This window comes from Picosynechococcus sp. NKBG15041c, assembly GCF_055380235.1.
Genome location: NZ_AP040363.1, coordinates 2,442,634 through 2,458,134, shown reverse-complemented (window position 1 = coordinate 2,458,134; position 15,501 = coordinate 2,442,634). Strand labels below are relative to the sequence as shown.

The 15,501-nt window shown below is 49.9% G+C and carries 14 protein-coding genes and 1 tRNA gene; 6 read left to right on the top strand and 9 right to left on the bottom strand.

All coding sequences use genetic code 11. The features are described from left to right. Positions 1-59: 59 nt before the first annotated feature. The 5 genes from ACZ45B_RS11805 to ffh all read right to left on the bottom strand — a co-directional run bounded on the left by ACZ45B_RS11805 (position 60) and on the right by ffh (position 5,259). On the bottom strand, positions 60-1,121 hold the full coding sequence (locus ACZ45B_RS11805; protein WP_024545200.1) for an anthranilate phosphoribosyltransferase family protein: 1,062 nt from the start codon (positions 1,119-1,121) through the stop codon (positions 60-62). Between the two features lie 86 nt (positions 1,122-1,207). Next, positions 1,208-2,371 (bottom strand): HEAT repeat domain-containing protein, encoded by a 1,164-nt coding sequence (locus tag ACZ45B_RS11800; RefSeq protein ID WP_024545199.1) that lies wholly within the window; start codon positions 2,369-2,371, stop codon positions 1,208-1,210. 150 nt (positions 2,372-2,521) lie between these two features. Then, on the bottom strand, positions 2,522-3,319 hold the full coding sequence (locus ACZ45B_RS11795) for a Dam family site-specific DNA-(adenine-N6)-methyltransferase (protein ID WP_024545198.1): 798 nt from the start codon (positions 3,317-3,319) through the stop codon (positions 2,522-2,524). Positions 3,320-3,395: 76 nt separating this feature from the next. Further along, on the bottom strand, positions 3,396-3,773 hold the full coding sequence (locus ACZ45B_RS11790; protein ID WP_024545197.1) for a group I truncated hemoglobin: 378 nt from the start codon (positions 3,771-3,773) through the stop codon (positions 3,396-3,398). Positions 3,774-3,822: 49 nt separating this feature from the next. Continuing rightward, positions 3,823-5,259, bottom strand: coding sequence for a signal recognition particle protein (ffh, locus tag ACZ45B_RS11785; protein WP_024545196.1), 1,437 nt, complete (start codon positions 5,257-5,259; stop codon positions 3,823-3,825). 178 nt (positions 5,260-5,437) lie between these two features. On the opposite strand from ffh, the gene crtD reads away from it, so the two are divergent. The 3 genes from crtD (at position 5,438) to urtE (ending at position 8,380) form a co-directional block, all read left to right on the top strand. Then, positions 5,438-6,937, top strand: coding sequence for a C-3',4' desaturase CrtD (gene crtD, locus ACZ45B_RS11780; RefSeq protein WP_024545195.1), 1,500 nt, complete (start codon positions 5,438-5,440; stop codon positions 6,935-6,937). A 72-nt stretch (positions 6,938-7,009) separates the two neighbouring features. Beyond that, positions 7,010-7,534 (top strand): peptidylprolyl isomerase, encoded by a 525-nt coding sequence (locus tag ACZ45B_RS11775; RefSeq protein ID WP_024545194.1) that lies wholly within the window; start codon positions 7,010-7,012, stop codon positions 7,532-7,534. Between the two features lie 144 nt (positions 7,535-7,678). Continuing rightward, positions 7,679-8,380: an urea ABC transporter ATP-binding subunit UrtE gene (urtE, locus tag ACZ45B_RS11770; RefSeq protein ID WP_038027810.1), complete on the top strand. Its 702-nt coding sequence runs from the start codon at positions 7,679-7,681 to the stop codon at positions 8,378-8,380. A 6-nt stretch (positions 8,381-8,386) separates the two neighbouring features. Here urtE and ACZ45B_RS11765 read toward each other — a convergent pair whose 3' ends face one another. Beyond that, a complete protein-coding gene (locus tag ACZ45B_RS11765) occupies positions 8,387-9,289 on the bottom strand; it encodes a histone deacetylase family protein (protein ID WP_024545192.1) in 903 nt (300 codons plus the stop codon). Positions 9,290-9,544: 255 nt separating this feature from the next. Between ACZ45B_RS11765 and ACZ45B_RS11760 the strand changes: the two genes are divergently transcribed. Further along, positions 9,545-9,838 carry an RNA recognition motif domain-containing protein gene (locus ACZ45B_RS11760; RefSeq protein ID WP_024545191.1) on the top strand — a complete coding sequence of 98 codons (294 nt, stop codon included), beginning with the start codon at positions 9,545-9,547 and terminating at the stop codon, positions 9,836-9,838. 186 nt (positions 9,839-10,024) lie between these two features. Here the strand turns inward: ACZ45B_RS11760 and glnA are convergent, their stop codons facing one another. From glnA to ACZ45B_RS11745, 3 genes are all read right to left on the bottom strand, one after another. Then, positions 10,025-11,446 (bottom strand): type I glutamate--ammonia ligase, encoded by a 1,422-nt coding sequence (gene glnA, locus ACZ45B_RS11755; protein ID WP_024545190.1) that lies wholly within the window; start codon positions 11,444-11,446, stop codon positions 10,025-10,027. Positions 11,447-11,659: 213 nt separating this feature from the next. Further along, positions 11,660-12,859, bottom strand: coding sequence for a glutathione S-transferase (locus ACZ45B_RS11750; RefSeq protein ID WP_024545189.1), 1,200 nt, complete (start codon positions 12,857-12,859; stop codon positions 11,660-11,662). Between the two features lie 126 nt (positions 12,860-12,985). Continuing rightward, positions 12,986-14,083, bottom strand: coding sequence for a mechanosensitive ion channel family protein (locus ACZ45B_RS11745; protein WP_024545188.1), 1,098 nt, complete (start codon positions 14,081-14,083; stop codon positions 12,986-12,988). A 218-nt stretch (positions 14,084-14,301) separates the two neighbouring features. Here ACZ45B_RS11745 and ACZ45B_RS11740 point away from each other — a divergent pair, with 218 nt between their 5' ends. Next, a complete protein-coding gene (locus ACZ45B_RS11740) occupies positions 14,302-15,291 on the top strand; it encodes a methyltransferase domain-containing protein (RefSeq protein ID WP_024545187.1) in 990 nt (329 codons plus the stop codon). A 129-nt stretch (positions 15,292-15,420) separates the two neighbouring features. Continuing rightward, positions 15,421-15,493 (top strand) — tRNA-Glu (locus ACZ45B_RS11735). The last annotated feature ends 8 nt before the right edge of the window (positions 15,494-15,501 follow it).

The window sequence follows — 15,501 nt, the reverse complement described above, 5'->3', positions numbered from 1 at the left end:
CTGGTCATCTTTTAGGGGCAGGAAGATGACCTATTCTTTGGATCTCTGCGCTGCTAATTTTAGGCTGATTGGTTGGGAAAATCCGTCTTGAGCTTTGTAAGGGTTTCTTGTAATTGACCTGTTATCAACCAAGTTTTTGCTAAATCTAAGCCACTTTGAAGGTTTTTGACCTTGCCACAGTGCCATAGATAAAAGCCACCATTCCAAATGGCAGAGTTCAACAGTGGAGAAGGTTGACCCTGAAGCAGTGCCGCCAAATCCAGATAATATTCAGGGGCTGACTTGAGAGGCACATCTTCGCCGCCGAGACCATAATCGTAGGGATTGGGTTTAAGATATTCGATGCCGTCAGGTGATTGGGTTTGATTTGTGACAACGATGGTGGTCTGGGAAATGCGTAGATCGCCGCTGCCTTCTAAACCTTTGATCAAGGTGTAGGGGGGGTTGCCGCGTTCGGCAAAGGTATCGCGAATGATTGCTTCGGTGGGGGGGTGCACATAGCCAGCGATCGCCTGAGCCTGGGGGTCATCATAGGGAGACCAAATGAGTTCTAAAGTTGCCAGGGAGGGGCGTTTACCGAGTTCTTCGCGGTAGGAAATGAGCGTCTGGCTGGCTGGTAAGAGGGTCGGCGTGTAGCAGTAAGCAAACTGCTGTTGTTGGAAATAACCTTGCAATTGTGCAACGGTAAGGGAAGGAAAATCTAGGCCCAGCTGTTGCCAAATTTCCTTCAGGGGCAGGCCATATTTGGTGGGGAGGCGATCGCCTCCATGCATCACGACGGGAATCCCGGCAGTTTTGAGGATCAGACTCGTAATCGGGGCAATGGGGGCAGTTTTAGTTCTACCGTCGTAGGGAATCCCCAGGATGAAAACTTTCTCCCCATTGGGAAGTGGGGATAATTTTTGGCTGTGGCGGTCATAGGTATCAAGCATCCCAGCCAATTCTGTGCCCGTGGGTCGCTTAATCCGTTGGGAGATTAAGAATGCGCCAATTTGGGCGGGGGTCGCCGTTCCGTTGAGCATCATTTCCAGGGCGATCGCCCCTTCTGCCCTAGTTAAACTTTTGCTGGTGTGTTTACCGCTGCCAACTTTTTTTAGTAGCTCACGAAATTCAATACTCATGGGGCTTGGTGGAGTAGGAAATCCTGGGTTTAAGAAATAATAAGCTTAGCTGATTCGCTCACAAAAATCAGTAAACGACGGGCTTTTCAGCAGCGATTTATTTTTTTGAGGGCAGCGATCGCATGGAGTTGAATCATCTTGTCCTGGCTGTGGCTCAGTGCGGCCAAAAGACCCTCGGCCCGGGGATCTGCTAACTGCCCCAAAGCATAAACAAAAGCCTGTTGAATCGAGGCAGGGGGGGGCGATGGGCAGGATGCCCAAAATTGCAGCAAAATACTGGTTCCCCGATGCCGCCGACTAGGTTCGCTGATACGCCCCATAACTTTGATGGCTTCTTGAACAATTGCTGGCGGTGTGCCATAGAGCAGTGATTCTAAGATGTCTAAACTTTCAGGAATTGCTAGCCAGCCTAGGGCTTGGATCAGGGAAATCCTTAATGGTTCTGGGGTGTGGGGTGAGGCTAAAACAGTGGCGATCGCCTCGGCCGCCTGGGGGATCGCAAGCCGACTGAGGGTAAATCCAGCCTGGGCGCAGACCTGCAAATCCAAGTCATATAGTAGCGGCTGCACCTGTTCACACAGGAGCAACGGATCCACAGACTGGGCCCAGAATCCCAAACCTTTTACCGCCATCCGCCGCACCCCAGCCACAGGGTTTTTGAGCGCCCCCACAAGGGCGGCTAAAATTTCTGGCTGTCGAAACTGGCTCAGGGTTTCTAAAATCAAACAATGATCCAGGGGCTCAACCCCATTGATGATTTCTAGGAGAGGCCTAATCATCTGGGGGTAGCGCAATTTACAAAGGGCTTGCACAGCTAAGGAGCGGGTGTCTGGCTTTTTGAGCAATGGCACTAAATAATCTACCGCTTGGGCTTCTAACTGCACCAAGGTGCCCATGATTTCTTCCAGAAGAAATTCTTCAGAACAATCATCAATGAGGAGAATGAGTCTGGCGATCGCCTCCGGGTCACGGTATTGGCCGAGGATCCGGATCGCAAACCAGCGCAGTTCTGTATCCGCTAGCGGATCTTCGGCAATAGCTAGTAATGGGGCGATCGCCTTGTCTGACAACTTTGCAAAGATTTTCACCAAACGCCAGCGTTCTTGGAACGTCCCCTCCCGAAGGAATTGCAACGCCAGCATTTCCGCCTGGGGAATCTCGCGCAAATCCGTTGTGGTACAGGCCCGCAAAAATTCTTGGAGTGTCAGTTTTTGGGCAACATCGGGCAGTGCCGCTTTTCCTTGCCCCATAGATTCACTCCTGTGTTATTTCATACAAAATATTACTGAGTCTTCAAAGTAAATCGTGCCCCATCCTCCACTGGTATCACAGTTTACAGACTACCCCCTTGCATGCAGTAAATGCTTATTTTCAATGCTTTTTTAGGATTTCCTGGGTACTTAGACAAGGTTACGATAGGCCAACATTTCCAGCGCCGGCGTGCGATCGCCATTACAGGCGATGCGTCGGGGAGCAAGCAAGGTATCAACGCGAAAACCCAATTTTCTATAAAGCGCCAAGATGCGTTCCGTCGCCTGATTTGAGGTGATTACCGGAACATTTTGACGGGCTAACCATTGGGCCAAACGTTCTTGATCTTCCCAAGTAAAACCCCCTGCCGCATACTGATGAAACTCCACATCGTAGGGCGGATCCGCATAGATCACACTTCCGTGAGGAATTGTAAGATTCTCAAAATCGCTTCTATAAAATTGCCAGTTTTGAAATGCCACTTTATAAAGACTAAAGTCCTGACAATAATTAATTTTTTTATATTTGCCAAAAGGGACATTAAAAAAACCTTGACTATTGAAGCGGCATAAGCCATTAAAACCGGTGCGATTGAGATAATAAAATAAAAGTGCTGCCTCTGGGGTCTGGGCTGTTCGGTTATAGATTAGTTCATTGAATCGATTGCGACATTGATAGTAAAAATCCTGATCATTGACCATCATCAAATCAGAATTCAATCCCTTTTTAAGTTGTTGATAAAAGTTGATTAAATGGGGGTTGGCATCATTTAAAGTTGCGATTTCTGGTTTTAAACCTAGTGCTACTGCTAAACCACCACAAAAAGGTTCTACTAATTGATGCGTTGGGTAATCTTGCCAAATTCTCCACAACTTAGGTACAAGCCAGCGCTTTCCTCCGGCCCATTTAAGGGGCGGTTTTAATTGTTCTAAATTGGCCATTGTCATAAAAAAAGATGGGAGTTGACATCCATGCTGCATTTCCCATCAAATAATTAATTTAAAATCTCGAATGGCAAGCGATTTAACGATTTAAAACATCGTTGCGGTGTTGCACGGAGCCGACAATTGTAACGACTTCATCGATTAACCCTTGGGGAACATTTAACTCCTGTAAGGTCAAGACTAAATTTTCGGCGATCGCCTCAAAATGAACATCCGTCAACCCTGAGTTTTCTACCAGATCTTTGTGGGCAGCGCGCATAGAACGGCCAGAAAACTTTTCCGTTCCCCCAAAAGCATAGGTCATGAAGTCTTTTTGATGTTGCTTTTGTTTTGCCATGTCTGTATTGGCGAAAAAACGGTTGACCCGCTCATCGGCCAATACTTTTCCATAAAATTTTTCGACAGCGAGATCCACCGCCGCTGCCCCGCCTAATTTTTCATACAAACTAGTCGCCATGAAACCTCCGAACTGAACCAGCCATTGTTTTTATCGTAACGAAAGATATTTAGAGGTCTGCAAAACCTTTTTTCTTCTTCACTTTCTTTTGTTTTTTCGGCATCGCCCCACCGCGACCAGGGCCACCCATGCCGGGCATGCCCCCACCAAACATATCGCCGAGGCCCCCCATACCGGGTAAGCCGCCCCCTTGGCCCATCTGTTGCATCATTTTCCGCATCCGGGTAAAGTCGGCAATCAATTTAGACACATCTTTTTCAGAGAGGCCAGAACCTTTGGCGATACGGCTACGACGTTTCGGGGTTTGGGCCAACAGATCTGGGTTTTTGCGCTCTTCTTTGGTCATGGAGTTGATCATTGTCTCCACCCGCTTGAGTTGCACCTCCCCCTGTTCCAGCATATTTTTATCAATCTTGTTGCCAATGCCGGGGATCAGCTTGAGCATCCCGCCGAGGGAGCCCATATTTTTCAGCAGGCGCATCTGCTTGAGGAAGTCATCGAAATCAAACCGCGCTTCTAATAATTTTGCCTGCATCTCCTCCACATCGGAGAGATCTACCGCTTCCTGAGCTTTTTCTACGAGGGTCAGAATGTCCCCCATGTTCAAAATGCGGGAGGCGAGGCGATCGGGATAGAACGGCTCGAGGGCTTCAACCTTTTCGCCGACCCCGATAAATTTAATCGGCTGACCTGAGATCATCCGCACCGACAATGCTGCCCCACCCCGGGTATCGCCATCCATTTTGGTGAGGATTGCCCCGGTGACGCCGATTTCTTCGTGGAAAGTACGGGTTAAGCTGGCAGCTTCTTGGCCCGTCATGGAATCCACCACGAGGAGGGTATCGTCGGGCTGAATGGTTTCTTTGATCTGCTTGAGCTCGGCCATCATGTCGGCATCGATCTGCAGGCGGCCTGCCGTATCCACGAGGACAACATCAACGCCCAGTTCTTTTCCTTTTTCGATCCCCTGGCGGGCAATTTCGACGGGATTAGCATCGCTACCAAGGTCAAAGACCGGAACTTGGATCTGTTCCCCGAGGGTTTTGAGCTGGTCGATCGCCGCCGGACGGTAGACGTCGGTCGCCACCATGAGGGCGGTTTTATTTTGTTTACGCAGATAGAGAGAAAGCTTGGCGGTGGCGGTGGTTTTCCCCGTCCCCTGGAGACCCGCCATCAGGATTACTGTTGGTTTATTTTCGGCCTCGGCCAGGGGGACATTACTTTCCCCCATAATTTTGACAAGTTCGTCGTAGACAACCTTGATGAACTGCTGGCCAGGATTAACCCCAGAAACCACCTCAGCGCCGATCGCCGCTTTTTCGACCTCGGTGATAAAGCCTTTGACCACTTGCACATTCACATCCGCCTCTAACAGGGCGCGACGGACTTCCTTGAGGGCGTCTTTGATGTTCGATTCGCTGATTTTGTCCTGACCCCGGAGGGCTTTCCAGGCATCTTCAAGGCGTTCGGCTAGGGCGTCAAACATAGGTCTTTATCTCTGGTTAGGCTATCTGGAGCTAAATTTACTGTCTAAATACTTTACCAAGTCCGGGGCGGTGGCGGGTTCGGCAATCTCCCTTTATCCTTGGCGATCGCCGTTTTGTCAAGAATGGAAAAATTTTAGACAATAGGAAAAAGTAAAGAATTGTAACAGGCGTCAACGGATGAATCAGGGCAAAATCGCGATTATTGGGGCGGGCATTGGCGGTCTCACAGCGGGGGCGTTGTTGGCAAAACGGGGCTATGAGGTCACCGTTTATGAGCAGGCAGCGATCGCGGGTGGTTGTGCTTCTACGTTTAAGCGGAAGGGTTTCACCTTTGATGTGGGGGCGACCCAAGTCGCAGGCCTGGAAGAAGGTGGCATCCACCAGCGTATTTTTCAAGAATTGGGCGTTGATTTGCCTGAGGCAACGGTTTGTGATCCAGCCTGTGCGGTGTTTTTACCCGGTGAAACAGAACCGATCAATGTCTGGCGTGATACAGATAAATGGAAAGCCGAACGTCTCAAGCAATTTCCCAAGAGCGAAAAATTCTGGAACTTATTAAGGGTTTTATTTGCTGCTAGTTGGAAATTCCAAGGCCGTGATCCTGTTGTGCCACCTCGCAATGCCTGGGATATCTGGCAATTAGTCAAAGCATTTCGCTTAGATACGTTCGTCACAGTACCCTTTACTTTGATGACGGTTTTAGATGCCCTCAAACTCTGTGACACGGCGAATGATCAACGCCTAAAGACATTTCTTGATCTACAGCTCAAGCTGTATTCCCAAGTTGATACTGCCGAAACAGCATTGCTCTACGGTGCAACGGCCCTCGCTGTTTCCCAAACGCCCCAAGGACTTTTCCATCTCCAGGGCAGTATGCAAGCCTTGAGCGATCGCCTGATTGAAGCCCTAGAAAAGCACGGGGGAAAACTCTTGACCCGCCACCGGATCAAAGAAATTGATCTCAGTCAAGACCAGCCCCAATTAACTATTTTTGACCAGCGCCGCGGTGAAATTTCTCAAGTGACCTTTGATCATGTGGTCGCGAATACGACTGTCCAAGATTTAATCAAGCTTGTTGAGAACCCGCCCCAATCTTTCGCGGCGAAAACCTACCAAAACCGCATCCACAATCTGGCGCAACCATCGGGCGCTTTTGTCGTTTATCTCGGAGTAAAAGCCGCCGCTATCCCCGAAAATTGTCCGCCCCATCTGCAATTTCTCTACGATTATGACCAGGAAATTGGCGAAAATAACTCTCTATTTGTTTCTGTGAGTAAGCCCAATGATGGCCGTGCCCCAACAGGTCACGCCACAATTGTCGCCTCTTCTTTTGTTGACCCGGAGCCCTGGTTTGGGGAAGGTTATGCCGCGCGAAAAGAAAAATACACCCAAGAGGCGATCGCCAAACTAAACCGCTATTTTGATCTATCCCCAGAAAATATTGTCGTCCAGGAAGCCGGCACGCCGCGCACTTTTGCGTTCTATACGGCCCGCGAAAAAGGCTTTGTCGGTGGAGTAGGCCAGCGCATTTCTACCTTTGCCCCCTTTGGCCTCGCCACCAGAACTCCCTTTAAAAATGTTTGGCTTGTGGGAGATTCTGTCCATCCAGGGGAAGGCACCGCTGGAGTCAGCTATTCCGCTCTGACTGCTGTGCGCCAAATTGAGCAGTGCACTTAACAGGCGATCGCCCCCGGTCATGATTGCAGTACCATTTGGAAAGAAACTCCACACTTTTTAGGAAACGCAATCGTGAGCGAACAGGCTAACCCCCAAGTATTTTTTGATATCACCATCGGCGGCGAGAGCGCTGGACGAATCGTCTTTGAACTGCGGGCTGACATTGCCCCAAAGACTGCCGAAAATTTCCGCGCCCTCTGCACTGGCGAAAAAGGGATCGGCAAACGCGGTAAGCCCCTCCACTTCAAAGGCTCTAAATTTCACCGGGTGATCCCAGAGTTTATGTGCCAGGGGGGCGACTTTACCAATGGCAATGGTACCGGCGGCGAATCCATTTATGGTGATACCTTTGAAGACGAAAGCTTTGAGCTGCGCCACAATGTGCCTGGTCTGCTGAGCATGGCGAACCGTGGCCCCAACACCAATGGCTCCCAGTTTTTTATTACCACCACCCTCACACCTTGGCTCAATGGTAAGCACGTGGTTTTCGGCAAAGTTATTGAAGGCATGGATGTGGTCAAAGCGATGGAAGCCCAAGGCTCTGGCAGCGGTGCGACAAAACAGGAAATTGCGATCGCCGACTGCGGCCAACTCTAAGCTTTAACGGCATTTGTCTGAGCAGCAAAATTATTACTGCTGTCTTTGTTACGAAATGGGGAAAGATCCTTACCTATGATGGGGGCGGATCTTTCCCTTTTTTACTGAGTGTTAATTGCCATGACCCAAGCTGCCGAGGCTCCGATTTTGAACGTCACCGATCTCAACGTGTACTATGGCGAGAGTCACATTTTACGGAATGTAGATCTAAATGTCCCCCAAGGAGAGATGGTGTGCTTGATTGGTCGCAATGGCGTTGGCAAAACAACCTTACTCAAAACGATCATGGGTCTGTTGCCCCCCCGCACCGGCAAACTCCGGTTTATGGGCCAAGAAATTAACCCCCTCGCCACGGATCGCCGCGCCAGAATGGGCATTGGCTATGTGCCCCAGGGTCGGGAAGTCATTCCCCGGGTCACCGTCAAAGAAAATTTACTCCTCGGCCTCGAAGCGCTGCCTAAGGGCCGCCGCAATAAGAGTAATATCCCCTCAGAAATTTTAAACCTCTTCCCGATGCTCAAAGAAATGCTGCATCGCATGGGTGGTGACCTCAGTGGTGGTCAACAGCAGCAGTTGGCGATCGCCCGCGCTTTGATGGGTCGTCCCAAGCTGTTAATTCTTGATGAACCCACCGAAGGGATTCAGCCATCGATTATTTTGGAAATCGAAGCGGCGGTCAAACAAATCATTGCTGAAACCGGAATTTCGGTGCTTTTAGTCGAGCAGCATTTGCACTTTGTCCGCCAGGCAGACCGTTACTATGCGATGCAAAAAGGGGGCATTGTCGCTTCTGGCAGCACCCACGAATTGAGTCAGGCGGTCATCCAAGAATTTCTCGCGGTTTAGGCAAAACTAATACACATCCCGGGCCGCCCGGTGGAGCAGGGAATGGCGAAATACCAAGTCATCAATATTTTTTGCATAGCCGCCACCAATGACACAGGCCACGGGATAGCCCGCCGCCAAACAGCTACTCAGCACCATCCGCTCCCGGCGGTAGAGCCCCTGGTTGGTCATCGCCAATTTTCCTAGGCGATCGCCCACATGGGTATCGACCCCCGCATCATAAAACACCAAATCCGGCTTCACCTGGCTGAGGAGATCCCCTAGGTGGTGGGCCAAAATTTGTAGATAACCATCATCATCGAGGCCGACAGGGAGACCGATATCCAGGTCACTGCGCTGTTTTTGGCTCGGAAAATTCACCTCACAATGCATCGAAAAGGTGAATACCGTCGGATCGTCCTGGAAAATAAACGCCGTGCCGTCCCCCTGATGCACATCCAAATCAATAATCAAAATCTTTTGGGCAAGCCCCAACCGCTGCACCGTCCGGGAGGCGATCGCCAGATCATTCAAAATACAAAAACCCGACCCATAACCCGGAAAAGCATGGTGAGTCCCCCCCGCCGTATTGCAGGCCAAGCCATGCTCTAGAGCTAACTGGGCCGTGAGAATTGTCCCCCCCACCGCCGTCAACGTCCGTTGCACCACCCCCTTACTCCAGGGCAACCCGATGCGCCGTTGGGCTTGGGGATCTAAAGTGCCTTGGCAGTAAGCTGCCACATAGGTTGGCTCATGAACCCATTCAATCCACTCCTGGGGTGCTAACTGGGGGGTATAAACCTGATTTTTGTGAATAACTCCATCCCCCAAAAGCGCCTCATAAAGCAAGCGAAACTTCGGCATCGGAAAGCGATGCTCCTCCGGAATTGGCGTCACATAACCAGGATGATAAACAACAGGAAACCCCATAACTCCCCAAAAGATTCAGTAATTAATCTTCCAGCGATTGTAAAGAGTTTTTACGAATAAAGTTAAATCACTCGAAACCAACAGCAAATTTAATTCATTTGTTGGAAATTTCAAAAGAACAGTTATAATCGGAGGTAACAAGATAAGGATTTGATCCAGTTAAGTAAGATTGCCTAAAGTTTTCCTGACTGCGCAGCTTTCCGAATCTCTGTCCGCTCTCTACGATTCTCCGATTCGGAAGAATATTCGTTAATTATGTCGATTTACATTGGAAATTTGTCCTATCAAGTCACTGATGAGGACCTCAAAGAAACTTTTGCTGAATATGGCAAAGTAAACCGGGTGCAAGTGCCCACTGATCGGGAAACTGGCAGACCCCGTGGCTTCGCTTTCGTAGAAATGTCTACTGAAGACGAAGAAACTGCAGCTATCGAAGCCCTTGATGGTGCAGAGTGGATGGGCCGTGACCTCAAGGTCAATAAAGCCAAGCCCCGTGAAGATCGTCGTTCTTCCGCCCCCCGTAGTGGTGGTGGCCGCGGTCGTTACTAAAAATCTTTGTAAAATATTAGGGACCCAGGCTGAGATAAAGTTTTTCTTAGTTCCCAAAAATCCCTAAAGTCTAGAGTTTCTAGAAAAATATTGCTCCAACCTGCAGCCCATAAGCCGTAGGTTTTTTTAGTGATTTTTTTTGTAAGCAGCAAGACTATTTTTTAAAAAATTTAGACACCGACGGCTCTAGCAATCGTAATACAGGGCGAATTCATAGGGATGAGGCCGTAGCCGCAGAGGATTGACTTCTGTATCGAGTTTGTACTCAATCCAGTTCTCGATGAAGTCTTCAGTAAAAACACCCCCGACTGTGAGAAAGTCATGGTCTTGTTGGAGTGCTTCGAGGGCCGCTTCGAGGGAGGCCGGGGTCGAGGGAATTTTGCTGAGTTCTTCCGGGGTGAGATCGTAAATATCTACATCCAAAGGTTCACCGGGATCGATCGCCTTTTGGATTCCATCAATCCCCGCACAGAGCATCACCGCAAAAGCGAGGTAGGGATTAGCGGTGGCATCGGGACAGCGGAACTCTAGCCGCTTGGCCTTCGGGTTAGGCCCCGACAGGGGAATCCGCACCGAAGCCGAACGGTTACCCTGGGAATAGGCCAAATTGACCGGCGCCTCAAAACCAGGCACAAGACGCTTATAGGAATTGGTACTGGGATTAGAAAAAGCTAAGATTGCCGGAGCATGCTTGAGGATACCGCCGATGTAATGGAGGGCCATCTGACTCAAATTGGCATAGCGATCGCCCCAAAAAAGTGGCTGTCCATCCTTCCATAAGGACTGGTGAGTGTGCATCCCCGAGCCATTGTCGTTAAACAGGGGCTTCGGCATAAAAGTCACCGTGCGGCCATATTTACGGGCGACATTTTTAATCACATATTTATAGGTCATCAGATAGTCGGCCGCCTTGATCAAGGTGGCAAAGCGAAAACCTAGTTCGTTCTGGCCGCCGGTGGCCACTTCATGGTGGTGCTTTTCGATGGGGACACCACATTTCGCCATGGTCAAGAGCATTTCTGTGCGCATATCCTGCAGGCTATCTGTCGGCGGCACCGGAAAATAGCCCTGCTTATAGCCTGGTTTGTAAGCCAGGTTACCCCCTGGTTCTGTACGGCCTGAGTTCCAACGTCCTTCAACGCTATCGACATAGTAGAAACCCGTGTTTTCAGTTTGGTCAAAGCGCACATCATCGAAGACAAAAAATTCTGCCTCCGGGCCAAAATAAGCCGTATCGCCAATGCCAGTGGTCGTAAGGTAATTTATGGCCTTTTGGGCAATGCTGCGGGGGTCACGGCTATACCATTCCCCGGTACGGGGCTCCTTGATCGAACAAATCAAGCTGAGGGTCTTTTCTTTGCAAAACGGATCTAGCCAAGCCGTCGTCGGATCAGGAACCATTGCCATATCCGATTCATTGATCGCTTTCCAGCCGCGAATACTCGACCCATCAAAGGGGACGCCGTCCACAAAGGAGGCTGCGTCAATCTGGTCGTGATAAAAAGAGCAGTGCTGCCAAATGCCGGGGAGATCGACAAATTTGAGGTCAATAATCTGGATGTTTTCATCGCGGATCATTTGTAAAATGTCGGTTACGGTTTGGGTCATGGCCGGACGCCTCACTAATGACTCGTTGGGAATTAATGCTCGGCAGCAATGATTTTTTACTCCAGAACGGAGCGCCTAAAACCTCTGATTGCCTGGTTTTATCTGTCTAATGGGGAATTTCGTAGACTATTATTGCCAGGTTAATGCAACTTGCAAAAACCGGCGCAAGATTAGCAAAGATTTCCTAGAAATTGCAAAGAATGGATGATCGCCCTAGGCGAAATTCAGGGGATTTTGGTCCCGGCGATGGCGCACTGGAATCGGTTCTCCCTGGCGATCGCCCACTGCCTGGGCCGTTTTTTCGAGGGCGGTGCGCAGATGTTTGGCCGCGTAAATCGACATATCTCGGGGCACATTGATCCGGTCTCGGAGATAGCGCAATGCCTGGTCTGAACCCTGGGGCGGCATGCAAATTTCTCCTGCCATCATGGATGTCAGGGCGCAGCGCAGGGCCTGATCAAAAAACTGGTCATTGGCCGGATTCACCTTTACGATGTTGTGGCGATGTTTAATCACGCGATATAGCGCTTCTTCCTTGGCATGTTCCGGCTCTGGGTAACGGACATCAGGCAGGGCAAACCAATCTCCTTCATCCACTGTTTGTTGATTAGCGAGGGCTTGGCGATCGCCATTGCTGTAACACCCTCCCATCTGCGGTGGCAGGTCATGGGCATGGGTATGAAAATCGCTTTGAGTCCCCCGGTAGGTGAGACGGGTTTCCATCGCATCAAACCAAGCGCCAAAATAGGCGTTTTCTTCCCGCAGTGAATAGCCTTTGTAATAGTACAAACTGGCGTTCATGCGCTCTACATAGGGAGTAAAAATTACATCAGCTGTACTAAAGCATTCTAAGAAATAAGGCCCTGGGGTGGCGGCCAAAGCTGCTTCCACCTGTTGCACCACTTGGATAAATTTGCGGCGACCCTCTTGGTCTTGGCCAGGGAACATTGGCGATCGACAGAGCCAGTTGCACCAGGCCCGGAACAGTAATCTTTCGAGGCGGCGCAGGGGCAACACCTTGGGATCAACCATGGAAAAGGTGAGCCGCCCAAAGGTTTGTTCAAGGGCGAGGAGAATATCATCACTTTCGGTGATCAATTGCCCATCTAATTCCACAGCGGGGAGCATTCCAGAAGGGACTTTCTGCTTATACCAGGTTTCTTTTTCTCCATAACAAAACATCGTCACCTTTTCGATGCGGTAGGGAATCTGCCTTTCCTCTAACCAGAGCCAAATTTTTTGGCAGTAAGGACACCAGGCATGGCGATCGCGGTAAAGAACGATGCGAATATTTTCTGCTGATTGACCAAAGAGCCTCAGGGAAGACTGGGCATTTGTGGGACCATTTTCGTAGTCAAGCTGAAAATTGGTGAGGGCTTCGAGTTCTGGCCAACTGAGAGGGGTTAGGGTCATCGTCGTTTTTTTGATGGGCAATTGTGCAATATTATGGCGAATTTTGAGGTGTCATGATGATTTCGAGCCTAAGAAAAAACCTCCCCAGACGGGAGGCAACTCGCTCGATCACAAGGGAGCTTCGATTTAGCCATTGGTGAGGCGGCCATCGGCGATCGCCTGATCACTAACTGACTGTAGACCTTGCACATAGGTCACATTGGTCGGGTAAGCGAATTCAATATTTCGCTGACTGAATGCCTCAAAGATAGCCAGATTGATTTTTTGTTGGGCATCCATATAAAGGGCATAGTCGCCACTTTCTACGTAATAAACAATTTCATAATTCAAACTAAAATCACCGTAACTGGCGAAGTGAGCGCGATCGAAGGTAATGCCTTCCTGGGCACTGATAATGTCTTGAATTAATGGAGGGATAATTTCTAATTTATCCTTCGGAGTTTCGTACAGCACCCCAAGGCTAAAGACGATGCGACGTCGCTCCATGCGTTTAAAGTTACGGATCCGGGAACTGGTTAAATCGGTATTGGCGATGATAATTTCTTCGCCGCTGAGACTTTTGAGCCGTGTGGTTTTAATCCCGATATAGTCTACAGTCCCGATAAAATCGCCCACAATAATAAAATCTCCCAGGGCAAAGGGCCGGTCTAAAACGATTGAAAAATAGCTGAATAAATCTCCGAGAATTCCCTGGGCCGCAAAGGCGATCGCCAAACCACCAATCCCCAGACTGGCCACCACCGCTGAGATATCGAAGCCGAGATTGTCTAAGAGAAAAACCGCTCCCACAGCCCACAAAACTGACCGTAAGATCGGGAGCAACGCCCCAAAGCTTTGTTCGAGCTCAATGTCTCCTTTGCGGATCAGGTAAGAACGGATTGCATATTCCAGCAATTGAGAAATCAATTGAATGCCGATCACCGTCGTGGCAATCACCACCAACGCTTGCACTGTCTGGTTCAAGATGGGGTGCAAATTGAGATTACCGATCGCCAAAGAAATATTGCCCACGTACAGAAGCCGTACTAGGGACTGACTAAAAATTTTTGTGAGCTTCGGGTCGAGGTTCGTCTGGGTTCGCTTAGCCCACTGTCGCAATGAGCCGAGGAGAAATAGCCTAAAGCCATTGATCAGGAGTAAGCCTCCCACCAGAACGGCGATCGCCATGGCATAGGCCGCGAGGGTGTTGCCCAAGATATTTTGGGCAAAAAAGTCTAAATTCATACAAATTCGTTGAAAAACAGCACATTTTTGCAGTAGGTGCCCGTCTAACGTAACAAAAATCCCTGCATTTCGCCTCCCGTTTCATATGGAAATGCAATCTACCTTAGGGGAGATTTTTCGAGGATAACCCCCCCAAGATGATCGCCTTAGGTGACCTTTTTCCGGATCGGTTAGGATAGCTTGAGCTCTTTTTTTCCAGCACCCATGTCCTTTTGCCCATGAATATTTTGCTCATTGCCCTCGGGATTAGCGCGACATTGTTGGCGATCGCCACCGCCGCCTACCTCCTCAGCGCCCGCCGCTATCAATCTTCTGAAACCGTTGCCGAATCCTATGATGAATGGACCGAAGACGGCATTCTTGAATATTACTGGGGAGAACATATCCACCTTGGTCACTACGGGAAACCGCCCCGGGCCAAGAATTTCCTCAAGGCAAAAGCTGACTTTGTTCACGAAATGGTGCGCTGGGGTGGTCTAGATCAGTTGCCTCCTGGCACAAAGGTGCTAGATGTAGGCTGTGGTATTGGCGGCAGTAGCCGCATCCTCGCCCGGGACTATGGCTTCGACGTGACCGGAATTACCATTAGCCCCAAGCAGGTAGAACGGGCGACCCAACTCACGCCCCCAGGGGTGAGCGCTACATTCGCCGTCGATGACGCGATGAATTTATCTTTTCCTGATGGCAGCTTTGATGTGGTTTGGTCAGTGGAAGCGGGACCCCACATGCCCGATAAAGCGATTTTTGCTCAGGAACTGCTGCGGGTGCTCAAACCAGGCGGAAAACTAGTAGTCGCCGACTGGAACCAACGGGACGATCGCCATCTTCCCCTCAACTGGTGGGAGCAGCCTGTGATGACCCAACTGCTTGACCAATGGGCCCACCCGAAATTTTCGAGCATCGAAGGATTTTCTGAACTTTTAGAAGCCACTGGCTTTGTGGAAGGTCAGGTCATGAACGCTGATTGGAGCAAAGAAACCCTCCCCTCCTGGCTCCATACTATTTGGGTCGGGGCAATTCGCCCCTGGGGGTGGTTGCAATATGGTCTCCCGGGCTTTATCAAATCCGTGCGGGAAATTCCGACGATTCTGTTGATGCGCTTGGCCTTTGGCACAGGGCTTTGTCGCTTTGGCATGTTCCAGGCGGTGCGCGGTGGAGGGGCAAAAACGACGATGAATCAAGCGGCCCAGGCAACGATTCCCCGCTAGATATGAGTGAATGTCAGCCCCCAACACAAAGTTTTGACAAAAGGGTTGACATCTTAAAAATCTTCAGTTAGATTGTATAACTGTGAGTCGCAAGCAAAACAAACAAAAACGCTTCTGCTCAGTCCGCAAGCCCCCATCGTCTAGTGGCCTAGGACACCTCCCTTTCACGGAGGCGACAGGGATTCGAATTCCCTTGGGGGTACTAAAAAA

Bases quoted from the DNA above. Each gene is read 5' to 3' on its own strand.
- ACZ45B_RS11805 (WP_024545200.1), bottom strand. From the start codon at position 1,121: ATGAGTATTGAATTTCGTGAGCTACTAAAAAAAGTTGGCAGCGGTAAA.
- ACZ45B_RS11800 (WP_024545199.1), bottom strand. From the start codon at position 2,371: ATGGGGCAAGGAAAAGCGGCACTGCCCGATGTTGCCCAAAAACTGACA.
- ACZ45B_RS11795 (WP_024545198.1), bottom strand. From the start codon at position 3,319: ATGACAATGGCCAATTTAGAACAATTAAAACCGCCCCTTAAATGGGCC.
- ACZ45B_RS11790 (WP_024545197.1), bottom strand. From the start codon at position 3,773: ATGGCGACTAGTTTGTATGAAAAATTAGGCGGGGCAGCGGCGGTGGAT.
- ffh (WP_024545196.1), bottom strand. From the start codon at position 5,259: ATGTTTGACGCCCTAGCCGAACGCCTTGAAGATGCCTGGAAAGCCCTC.
- crtD (WP_024545195.1), top strand. From the start codon at position 5,438: ATGAATCAGGGCAAAATCGCGATTATTGGGGCGGGCATTGGCGGTCTC.
- ACZ45B_RS11765 (WP_024545192.1), bottom strand. From the start codon at position 9,289: ATGGGGTTTCCTGTTGTTTATCATCCTGGTTATGTGACGCCAATTCCG.
- ACZ45B_RS11760 (WP_024545191.1), top strand. From the start codon at position 9,545: ATGTCGATTTACATTGGAAATTTGTCCTATCAAGTCACTGATGAGGAC.
- glnA (WP_024545190.1), bottom strand. From the start codon at position 11,446: ATGACCCAAACCGTAACCGACATTTTACAAATGATCCGCGATGAAAAC.
- ACZ45B_RS11750 (WP_024545189.1), bottom strand. From the start codon at position 12,859: ATGACCCTAACCCCTCTCAGTTGGCCAGAACTCGAAGCCCTCACCAAT.
- ACZ45B_RS11745 (WP_024545188.1), bottom strand. From the start codon at position 14,083: ATGAATTTAGACTTTTTTGCCCAAAATATCTTGGGCAACACCCTCGCG.
- ACZ45B_RS11740 (WP_024545187.1), top strand. From the start codon at position 14,302: ATGAATATTTTGCTCATTGCCCTCGGGATTAGCGCGACATTGTTGGCG.